Genomic DNA, 1,231 nt, shown 5'->3' on the forward strand with positions numbered 1-1,231 from the left:
ATGGCAAAGGGAAAGTTTGAACGTACCAAGCCGCACGTGAACGTGGGGACGATTGGGCACGTTGATCATGGCAAGACGACGCTGACGGCGGCGATCACGACGATTCTGTCGTCGAAGTTCGGTGGCGAAGCGAAGGCGTACGACCAGATTGATGCGGCGCCGGAAGAAAAGGCACGCGGCATCACGATCAATACGGCACACGTTGAGTACGAAACGGCGGCGCGTCACTACGCGCACGTTGATTGCCCGGGTCACGCTGACTATGTGAAGAACATGATCACGGGTGCTGCGCAGATGGATGGCGCGATCCTGGTGTGTTCGGCCGCTGACGGCCCGATGCCGCAGACACGCGAACACATCCTGCTGGCCCGCCAGGTGGGTGTGCCGTACATCGTGGTGTTCCTGAACAAGTGCGACATGGTCGACGATGCCGAGCTACTCGAGCTCGTCGAGATGGAAGTGCGGGAACTGCTGTCGAAGTACGACTTTCCTGGCGACGATGTGCCGATCGTCAAGGGCTCGGCGCTCAAGGCGCTCGAAGGCGACAAGACGGAGCTGGGCGAAGGCGCGATCATGGCGCTGGCCGATGCGCTGGATAGCTACATCCCGACGCCGGAGCGTGCGATTGACGGCGCGTTCCTGATGCCGATCGAAGACGTGTTCTCGATCTCGGGGCGCGGCACGGTGGTGACCGGTCGTATCGAGCGGGGCATTGTGAAAGTCGGTGAGGAAATCGAGATCGTCGGCATCAAGGACACGGTGAAGACGACGTGCACCGGTGTTGAAATGTTCCGCAAGCTGCTGGACCAAGGTCAGGCGGGTGACAACGTTGGCGTGCTGCTGCGCGGCACCAAGCGGGAAGACGTCGAGCGTGGTCAGGTTCTGGCCAAGCCGGGTTCGATCAAGCCGCACACGCACTTCACGGCGGAGATCTATGTGCTGTCGAAGGACGAAGGCGGTCGTCACACGCCGTTCTTCAATGGCTACCGTCCGCAGTTTTACTTCCGCACGACGGACGTGACGGGATCGATCGAACTGCCGGAAGGCACGGAGATGGTGATGCCGGGCGACAACGTATCGATCACGGTGAAGCTGATTGCGCCGATCGCGATGGAAGAAGGTCTGCGCTTTGCGATCCGCGAAGGCGGTCGTACGGTGGGTGCGGGCGTGGTTGCCAAGATCATCGCTTAAGCAGGTTGATGTTCCCCGGTCTGCGCGAGCAGGTCGGGTC

At 61.1% G+C, this 1,231-nt stretch carries 1 protein-coding gene; it reads left to right on the forward strand.

Annotation, left to right across the window (positions count from 1 at the left end; genetic code table 11):
• Positions 1-1,191, forward strand: a complete 1,191-nt coding sequence (gene tuf / locus Q8R75_RS10800) for an elongation factor Tu (protein WP_305625907.1) — start codon at positions 1-3, stop codon at positions 1,189-1,191.
• The last annotated feature ends 40 nt before the right edge of the window (positions 1,192-1,231 follow it).

It is taken from the genome of Methyloversatilis sp., assembly GCF_030696805.1.
In the GTDB taxonomy this organism is placed as follows: domain Bacteria; phylum Pseudomonadota; class Gammaproteobacteria; order Burkholderiales; family Rhodocyclaceae; genus Methyloversatilis.

Bases quoted from the DNA above. Each gene is read 5' to 3' on its own strand.
- tuf (WP_305625907.1), top strand. From the start codon at position 1: ATGGCAAAGGGAAAGTTTGAACGTACCAAGCCGCACGTGAACGTGGGG.